We start from the raw sequence: 9395 nt of genomic DNA, 5'->3' as shown, positions 1-9395 counted from the left end.
GTTCAATTATATCCTTAACTGGACTGGTCAACTCAATTAAACCACCTCAGCAGAAGCAAAGAGCCAACATAAATCTTGAAGGCCCCCCAGAAGCAATTACTAAGCAGCTTTTAAGTATTGGTCCTCAACGCTCATTAAAGGAGCTGAAGGCTGTTACATCGTCTCCGTTTTTGAAAGCCGACGGAAACGTTCTCAATAGAACCGGCTATGATCATGATACCAAGTTGTTTCTTACTTCAAGCATAGTTAGTTTGAATTTAAATGATGCTGTAGACACACAATCACTAAAAGCCGCATTAGCAACCATATGGACACCATTTAAGCACTTCCCTTTTATTGGTGATGTTGACAGGAGTCTGATGCTCGCAAGCATTTTTACCGCGATACAGAGACCGGCAATGCCTACGGCACCGGCGTCGGATTTGATGTGCCTGTGCAGGGGAGTGGAAAGACATTGCTTGCCGAGGCCATTGGACAGCTATGTTTGGGTGAGGAACCTTCTATCTGGCCTGACGTTAGCGGAAACGGTGACGAAGAAATACTATAGAACGTCAACTGTCTTGACCGGTCCGGCGTCAATTATCTTGACCGGTTGTCGCTGAGTTATTCTTCCTGTTTTATTGCTGTTTTTCTTCGATAGCTTTCTCCCTGTAATTGAATGATATGTGAGTGATGAACGAGCCGGTCTATAGCTGCAACTGTCATGGTAGTATCGGTGAACAATGCATCCCAGTCTTCGAACGATTGATTGGATGTAATGATAAGGCTGAACCTCTCATAACGGTGCGCAATGAGTTCGAACAGCACACTGGTTTCTTGTTCTGTCTTTCTGATATAGCCGATGTCGTCCACGATTAGCACTTGGTATTTATCCAGTTTATTCAGCGCATCCTGGAGTTTTAGTTGCTGTTTGGCGTCTTGTAGGTGTTGCACCAAGGCGGTGGCCGGATAGAACTTTACGCGGGTTCCAGCTTCTATCAGGCTGTAACCTAATGCGCTGGCGAGGTGGGTTTTGCCTACACCGCTAGCACCGAACAGTAGTAGGTTTGTGGCTTGTTTAACCCATTCGTGGTTATCGGCCAGGTCATGCAGGCGCGCTTTACTAATGCCTTCTATGGCATTGAAGTCGAAGCCGCCAACGTGTTTGCCTGAGGGCAAGTTTGACTCTTTTAGGTAACGTAATTGTCGCTTGTCTGTCCGACTTGCTAGCTCCATATGGCACAACTCACTTAAGTAGTGTTCGGGTCGCCATTGTTCGTGCAGTGCTTTTTCAGCAAGGCTCTCCCAGTGGTTTCTGAACTCACTTAAGCGCAAGCTTTTTAGCATCAATGGTAGTGAAGCTGTATTAGTCATTTCGACCTCCTTGCAACAGTAGGCCATACTGTTTTAACGAATGCTGCCCCACTTGGAGTTGGGGTATATCACGTGTTTGTTGCTGGAAGCGCTCTTGGCAGTCAAACAGGCTGGGCAGTCTCCCCGTATTCAGTTGCTGCATGATAAAGCGCCCCAGCCGTATTTCGTTATCTTTTTTGCTGGCAAGGTGAAGCACTCTGACGATATAACGACAGGCATCATCTGCTTTCATATTGCCGTTAACATATTGCCAGATGCATCGGTAATCCTCGTTAGGTAATAGCTCGTCGCGCCACTGTGAACACCGGAAGGCTTGTGGCTTTTTAACCAGAGCATCTATGACGTGTTTGTAATTGACGCTGCGTTTACGCGAACTGCCTTGCGCATAAACGCGCTCTAGGGTGTAAGTCAGTTCATGACCGAGATATAAGGCTAACCTGTTATCATACACTTGTACCCGCAAGCGACTGCCTATCAGGCGGGAAGGCACTGTGTAGGTCACGCGTTTAACATTGATAGTGCTGGTGCGCGAGACGCGCACATATTCTATTGAGTAATTGACGCTACCTACAGGCGGCAATGGCTGTAATTGTCGCTGCTCTTTGATAAAGGCGGTGTTGATACGCTTGTTACGCCGCCCAACTAACTGCTGAATAAAGCCTTCATAGTCATCGCGACAGTTAAAATCGAACGAGCCGCGTATACGCAGCGCTTGTTCTAACTGCGCTTTGACATGTCGATTGCTAGACTCGATAACACCATTTTCATGCGCTACACCGGTATTATTACGTGTGGCCGTAAAACCGTAATGCGCCATCAACGACTTATAGCGTTCGGTAAATGCCTCGGCATTGTCATGGTTTCGGTACGCCGCACTTAAGCTGTCAGTGCGGACTTCTTTGGGCACGCCACCACTTTCTCTAAACGCTTTCTGAAGGCTATCGGAGAATGCAGCAAAGCTCTCACCGCCATAAACTACTTGGCAATACTGCCAGCCGCTGGCCGCTAGGCGATAGTTAAACAGCATGTGCTTACACGGCTCTCGTCCTATGGTGATAGGAGATTTGACGTGGGTAAAGTCACATATTCCCAGTAGTCCTGATTCGTGATGCTGCAAGAACATCACATCTTTAGCGCCACCGTGTAATTGTCGCCACTTCTTAATTCTGCGCTCAAGCGTACGTCGTGCTGTAGTTGGGAAGTCGTCACTATGTGATTCACATAGATGATCAAATACGCCTACCGGCGTAATCAATTCATCTTGTTGTAAGATGGGAACAACGACACTCTCCCACACCGCTTCAAGAGGATCGGGTCTGGTACGCCATTGGCGTTTTGCTTGATTAGGTTGGTGACGACCATTCTCGATTCGTCTGGCGGAGCTAACAGAGATATCCGCTTTACTGGCGGCCACTTCCTGCGTGAAATCCTTTCTGAACTTCATATATAACCTGACTTGTTTTTCTGTGATGTGATTTCCCGACACGCCATTCTCCTCGAATTATCGTGTCGAACCTTAACAGAACAACCGGTCAAGATAGTTGTCGCTTTATAAAATACGTAAAAGGCTGCTTTCCACGCTTAAAAGTTGTAAGCGCTACATTATATGGGATAACGTTTTGGGCGTGTTCGATTCCAAAGCCTTCGCATCATTTTTAACAAGTGATACTTTTCAGGACAGGCAGCTCGGCACGTTAAATCACCTGTCTTTATCCAATAGAGTTTCTCTTACCTTAACTGGCAATAACCATACACTATGGGTGATATGTGTCGTCGCGTGCTGCGTTGTCGTACTGACCCACAATCAGATAATCCCCATATACGCTCATTCGATCTCAGCTCCGTTCAGTATGTAAGCGATAATAGGGAAAAAACTATTGCTGCAGCTTTAACTCTAATGGCTGCGTTTAAAAAACAGAGCGCGAGAGCGCCTGGTAAATTAGCCAGCTTTGAAGACTGGAAGGAGATGGTGAGGCAACCTATCGCTTGGCTAGCTAGTGTTTTCCCTGAAGAACGATTATGTGAACCTGTCAAAGCAATAGACGATGTTCAAAGTGAAGATCCAGAGAAGGCAGCTTTCACTGAGTTTATTGAGCGGGTGCTCTTAATCTTTGAGAATAGAGAGTTCACAGCGAATGAGTTATCACGGCTAATCGAACTTCCAGAGATGGTGGAACAATCCCTAATGTCAGTATGGGGCACTTGTTGGTGAGAAAACATCTACTCGAAGTATTGGGAAGCAGCTGTCTTTTAGAAATAATAGGGTAGTGGATGGTATGCGCCTGGTTGCTTTGGCAAAGACTCCAGTACAAAGGTCATTAACTGGCGCGTTGAACGCTCGTCGGCATAAGTCTCCGAAGTTTCGAGTTTAAAGAGTTTATTTTGATTGCTCTGGGTATATATATAATATGAGTTAGTGTATATTTTCGTCGGTCTCTTGAGAGAAACCACGTAACACTCCGAAACTACGGAATTAAATACAAGGAATGTCTATGAACAAGCTCTTATTTCTCCTGCTCCCACTGTTTTTGTCAGCTTGCACCATCCATCGAGTTGAAACTCAAAAGCGGGATATTCCTCTAACGCTCAGGTCTGACATTTCGATTGTTGGCGTTACGAATTACTATGATGGGGATAAATATCAGCTTAGTAATGGTGTTGAAGTTGACAGACGGCAGTTGCAGACGATCAGAGCCCTGTCAGAACGGTATGGGAACGACCCAAGGGTTACAGAACTGCTTAGTTGGATGCGTATTGAGTATGATGCGATTGCGCAACTTTATGAGATATACCCAAGGTTTACGGGGGCATTCGGAGACCATTCGATTTATAACTATATCGTTCTAAGAGATGATGAAGCGTTTCTTAGGCTGAAACTAAAGTTTACTAATAATGACTGGCTATTCGTTGACAGTTTCGTAGTCGCGGCAGATGACTACAGATGGAACTCCCCATCTTTCGAGTTTACAAAAGACAATAACGCGACATTGGTCTGGGAATGGATAAATGTGCTACCCGACGAAAAGCTAAATTATGCCATTGAGAAGCTCTGTGAGGCGGACGTTAGTTACATACGGTTCTACGGCCAGAAGTATAAGATGGACTGGGAAGTGAGTGATAGGGCGAAACGGAACCTTAGAGATATAAGAGAGCTTTACCGCAGAATGGAAGAGATCAAGCAAGCTAATAACCTGTCACTCGACGATAACATAATTTCTAAAGTTGAAAACCGGTATCAGTAGTCACCTGTCCAAAAATGCAAAATTTTTTTGTAGAGAGCTCGAAGTTCGGCCTGAAGGTGGGGTGTAAAAAAAGGTCCCCCTCTTCATACTTTGGCTACCTAATACGCTGAGCTCGCCAAGAAACCTGAGTTTTAGTAACCAAAGTCAGGTTTTAAGCGAAGCTTATGACCGAAAGCACCAGCAGTATTTCTGCTGTAGGTATGATTGGAATTGACGATAATCCGGATGACTTAAGTAGTCTCCGTGAACGTCAACGGGAGCCTTAATGCTCCCGTTACTACTTGGAGACAACAATAAGTTTCTAATAAATGATTTCAGTTTGTGCTGGAGAGATCAAAAAGTGAATCTGGCCCGGATATGCCTTGGTTAGTCTCACGGAATTATAACCTTATAATATCACTTTTCATATTTGTGAAGCCAGACGAAGTGATACACATTAGAAATGTGTTTTAGCAGTACTTTGAGTAGTATCTTCTCTATTGTCTTACCTTTGTATTAAGATAAAAAATTAGTTATGACTAAGGTTCGAATCAGGGTAGACGCACCATCTATTTATTCCCCTAGTAAAACATTTTCATCCTGCTTTAAGAAAATATAACGTTATTTTCTCAGTACCCTAATTTCATAAATTCAAAGCCTCGTAGTTTTTCCACAAAACCCTTGATATCCATATACTTAAACTGGCTATCGAGCGGCAAACAAAGCACGTGGATAGAAGTAATGCTGTTCAGTAAATATAAAGTCGTGAGTAGGTTTGATGTCTAAAGCGGTTACGGCAGTGACCTAATATACGGCTTCTAATTCTGTACGTCACTTTTTGCCGCACAGTTGTTTCATGCTTACAAAACGTCAGTTTTCCAGAGTAAGCGCATGCAAAACATTCGAACCGAACAAATTAATATTCACGTTATTGGCGTGGGCGGCTGTGGCGGTAATGCTGTAAGTAATATGGCCAATCTTTGCTCACATGAAAATATTAGATTTAGCTCTGTTAACACCGATATCGCCGCTTTGCATAGATGCACAAATCATGAAGTGGTATTGATAGGGGAGGCGACAACAAAGGGTTATGGAGCGGGGGCCGACCCGTGTGTAGCAAGCGATGCAGCCATTCAGAGTAAAGATGCCTTAAAGGCGTTAATAGAAGACGCCGACCTTATCATCATTATCGCAGGGCTAGGAGGCGGAACGGGAAGCGGTGCATCGCCAATTCTTATTGATTTAGCTAAAGAGAGCGACATCGATGTGATGTGCTTTGTTACTCTACCTTTCAAAACAGAGGGGGGAAAGCGAAGCGACATTGCAAGAAACGCACTAGAGACAATACGAAGCAAAGCGAACGCAACATTAGTGATGTCTAACGATTCATTGCTTTCTGCACTAGATGAAACCGTAGGCCTTCTCTCAGCATTTCGTCACTGTGATACGCAAATGCACAGAATTGTTGAAGCCATTATCGTAATGCTAACCAATACTGGCTATATTAACGTTGATATCAATGATTTTAGCCACATTCTTTCTTTAGAGGGAGACACTGCGCTGGGAGTAGGTATAGCTGAAGACGACAGTTCGTTAAGCAAAGCATTAAAGCATGCTCTAGAAAACCCATTAGTTGATAAGCAGAATATTATCGGGGCGCAAGGCGTTATCGCACAGCTAACGTGCAGGGAAGAGCCCAGTTTAGCTATGTATGAAGAAATGCTAGCCACGCTTCAATCTTTGGTTGATGGCCCTCAAACTCTCATTATTACAGGCGTGACTCTATCTCCAGAATTACCCCATTTTGGTGAAGTGTTAATTATCGCGACCGGTGTGCCCTTAAAGAAACAGAGCTTTGAACAAGAGGAAAATGTGATACCTATGAAGCAGGCCTCTGTACCGACATCATCGAGAAAGGATGCGGCATATTTGGATATACCTGCTTTTGTGAGGCTTCAGGGCAGAGAGTTACCTTAGTTAGTAAACATCTGATTATTTTGCACGGCTTTTTCCTGATAAGCGAAGTACAGCCTTTCAGAAAGCTCAGCAAAATACTGCCGCAGTTTTTGAGGGGCAATGACCTCTATGTTGTCGCCCAAGCCCCTTAAGAAGGCGCGTAGTTTATTGGTATCTTTCACCGTGGCGGTAAGCAGGGACTTATCTGCTTGGGTAGATTGCGTAATTACCTGATCGTTACTTAGCCTGTAACCGTGGAGTAAAAATAAAGAGTTGTTTTTAACCAATAACTTAAGCTCTATATCTTCTTTGTTGTTAGCCGACAGGGTCTGGACACTTTCTAATTCACCAAATTCTTGTTGGCAGTCTTCATCGGTTACAGTAACGTTTCTAATAAACTGTAACGGCAACGCATAGCGCCTTTTGTGCAGCGAACCAAAGGTACATACAAAGAGTTGCCGACCATCCTGTTTCACCAGCCCCATAGGGTTAACTCTATCGTAATGTTTCCAAACCATTTCATTACCGCCACTAAAAATACGCTTAATATCGGCAGAGATTTGCTTCTTGAAAAAGATCGCACTTTTTAATCGTTCAAACGAAGCTGCGTCTATTTCTGGTGGTATAAGCGGCTGGGAAACTTGTGAATCGGCCACCGACCTTAGCCAGTTTGTAAGCAAGGAATCACTGTCTTGCTGTAAGACCTGACTTGCTTTTGCAAAGTAAGGCTGCATTTCTTTGAGTGTAGAGTTTGGAAGCGTAGCACCGGATTGTTCAAGCACCTTAAAAGCCAGAGCGGTATTCCCGTCCATTAAGCTTAAGTTGAGCTTCTTAAAGTTCGCGTTAATAAACCAGCCGTAGGGTTTCGAACGCTTATCAACGTCCAGCCCAAATAGCCCAATATTTTCTAGGCTGACTAAGTCCCGCTGTACCGTGCGCATGTCGATATTGTGGTGGCCGCAGTTTTGTAAGTTCTCAAAAATTTGGCGGCTAGAAACCTTTCTAGGCGCGGAAGGCACAAATTGAAGAATGTCGAGTTTGCGTTGAAATGCACTCATAGTGGCGAACTGGCTTTTGCGATAGTAACTTCACCATAGCATAGAGATAGCTTGCGACAAAAAGTGTCGCATGTTGGAATGTTTTTCGACTTATTAGCAAGGCTATCGAGCGAAGTATACTCTTAAAAGCCCTGCGGCTGCGTACACTCAGTCAAAGGTGCTATAAAGACAGACCTCAAACGGTAATATGAATTGACCATGATCTACTAGACAGGGCTTCCTTTGTATATTTTGTCACAATTATTTTGTGGTTTGCCTCTAGTTTGCGCTAAGCATAAATTTTATAGGCTACACTTAAACGGTGGTGGTCATTTTTTTACATTGACGCTATCCAACAATTAGCACTCGCGGGAGTAAGATGAGCTTAACAAAATACCAAGAGCCCCCGTTATTTGAACAGCATGGAGCAGCCGAAAGGCGGTTCCTTCAGCTTATTAGTGCGCTGCCAAAAGTATCGGTGCAAGGTTACGATAAGCACCGCAACGTTATCTACTGGAACAAATCAAGTGAAGACATGTATGGCTATAGCAAGGACGAAGCCTTAGGTCAAAAGCTTGAGGACCTCATTATTCCTAACTTCATGAGAGATGACGTTGTTAAATTTCATCAGCGTTGGATTGAGTTCGACGAAGCCATTCCCTCTAATGAATTAGTGCTGAAAAAAAAGGACGGGCAACCCATTCATGTTTTTTCGTCTCATGTAATGTTAAAACAAGGTTCGGACTCGCCAGAGATGTACTGTGTTGATATTGACTTAAGTGAACAGCACGAGATACGTCTAGAGCTCGAGCGTATGGCGTCTACTGACTTACTGACCGATTTAGCCAATAGACGCGAGCTTGAACAGACGTTAATCTCTATTATCGAAGACGTGACGCATTCCAACTCAGGCTTTGCGCTGTTCTTTATCGACCTTGATATGTTCAAAGAAATTAACGATACATTAGGGCATACATGGGGCGATGAATTGCTAAAAGCAGTAGCGAAACGTTTGGTTAGCTGTATTGATAGCGCAAATGGCATGCTAGCTCGATTTGGTGGCGATGAATTTGTTTATGTTGCGAATAACATAACCGACGAAATTCAGTGTGAAGAAATCGCAAAAACGCTTACCGACTGTTTCAAAAAGAGCTTTGAGCTTAGTACTGAAAGCGTACACATAACATCGAGTATCGGTATTAGCATATTTCCAAGGGATGGGGATGGCATTGACGACCTTTTAAAGCACGCTGATGCGGCTATGTATCAAGCGAAGGCTGAAGGGCGCAATAGGTACCACTTTTTTACCAAGACGTTAAGTCAGAGGTTGCGGCAGCAGCGAAATATTGCTGCTCGTCTACGTGAATCGCTGAAAAAGGACGAATTTGAGCTTTTATTCCAGCCCCAAATAGATGTCAAAACCGGCAAGTTTACATCCTGTGAAGCCTTACTTAGGTGGCGCCCTTTGGATGAAGAAAGTGCTGTACCGCCAAATATCTTCATACCTATTGCTGAGCGCAGCGAACTGATAGCAGACATAGGGCGTTGGGTATTAGAAAAAACCTGCCAGCAGTCGAAAAAATGGAAGAAAAAGGTATAGAAGTTCGCATCGATATAAATGTTTCAGGCAAAGAGTTGGAAGAAAGCTCCTTCTTTGAGCGCTTAACTGCCTGCCGGTCGCATTATGGGTTATCGCCTGAAGATATTGGTTTAGAGCTTACTGAAAACGTTCTGATCAAATCGGATGATGCAATTTTGGAAAATTTACGTGCTCAGCGAGACTTAGGTGTTAAAAATCTATAGACGATTTTGGTACTGGCTACTCTTC

The 9395-nt window shown here is 44.1% G+C and carries 7 protein-coding genes and 1 pseudogene; 5 read left to right on the top strand and 3 right to left on the bottom strand.

Annotated features, from left to right (window positions below):
• On the top strand, positions 1 to 602 hold a 602-nt coding region (locus ACX5J7_RS16415; RefSeq protein WP_498707549.1), incomplete at its 5' end, for a hypothetical protein.
• Between the two features lies 1 nt (position 603).
• On the opposite strand, the gene istB is transcribed toward ACX5J7_RS16415, so the two are convergent.
• Positions 604 to 1353, bottom strand: a complete 750-nt coding sequence (istB, locus tag ACX5J7_RS16410; RefSeq protein ID WP_008301732.1) for an IS21-like element helper ATPase IstB — start codon at positions 1351 to 1353, stop codon at positions 604 to 606.
• A complete protein-coding gene (gene istA, locus ACX5J7_RS16405) occupies positions 1346 to 2839 on the bottom strand; it encodes an IS21 family transposase (RefSeq protein ID WP_012518117.1) in 1494 nt (497 codons plus the stop codon). The genes istB and istA overlap by 8 nt, the downstream gene beginning before the upstream one ends.
• 480 nt (positions 2840 to 3319) lie before the next feature.
• Between istA and ACX5J7_RS16400 the strand changes: the two genes are divergently transcribed.
• From ACX5J7_RS16400 to ACX5J7_RS16390, 3 genes are all read left to right on the top strand, one after another.
• Complete coding sequence (locus ACX5J7_RS16400) at positions 3320 to 3565, top strand: hypothetical protein (protein ID WP_498707547.1); 246 nt, start codon at positions 3320 to 3322, stop codon at positions 3563 to 3565.
• 466 nt (positions 3566 to 4031) lie between these two features.
• A complete protein-coding gene (locus tag ACX5J7_RS16395; RefSeq protein ID WP_498707546.1) occupies positions 4032 to 4595 on the top strand; it encodes a hypothetical protein in 564 nt (187 codons plus the stop codon).
• Between the two features lie 870 nt (positions 4596 to 5465).
• Complete coding sequence (locus ACX5J7_RS16390; protein WP_462835055.1) at positions 5466 to 6551, top strand: cell division protein FtsZ; 1086 nt, start codon at positions 5466 to 5468, stop codon at positions 6549 to 6551.
• Here ACX5J7_RS16390 and ACX5J7_RS16385 read toward each other — a convergent pair.
• Positions 6548 to 7588 (bottom strand): helix-turn-helix transcriptional regulator, encoded by a 1041-nt coding sequence (locus ACX5J7_RS16385; RefSeq protein ID WP_498707545.1) that lies wholly within the window; start codon positions 7586 to 7588, stop codon positions 6548 to 6550. The genes ACX5J7_RS16390 and ACX5J7_RS16385 overlap by 4 nt on opposite strands.
• Positions 7589 to 7946: 358 nt before the next feature.
• On the opposite strand from ACX5J7_RS16385, the pseudogene ACX5J7_RS16380 reads away from it, so the two are divergent.
• A pseudogene (locus tag ACX5J7_RS16380) lies at positions 7947 to 9370 on the top strand (sensor domain-containing protein).
• The last annotated feature ends 25 nt before the right edge of the window (positions 9371 to 9395 follow it).

It is taken from the genome of Alteromonas infernus (assembly GCF_902705815.1).
The sequence above is the reverse complement of the archived record's forward strand: the minus strand, read 5'-3'. Positions and strand labels throughout refer to the sequence as shown.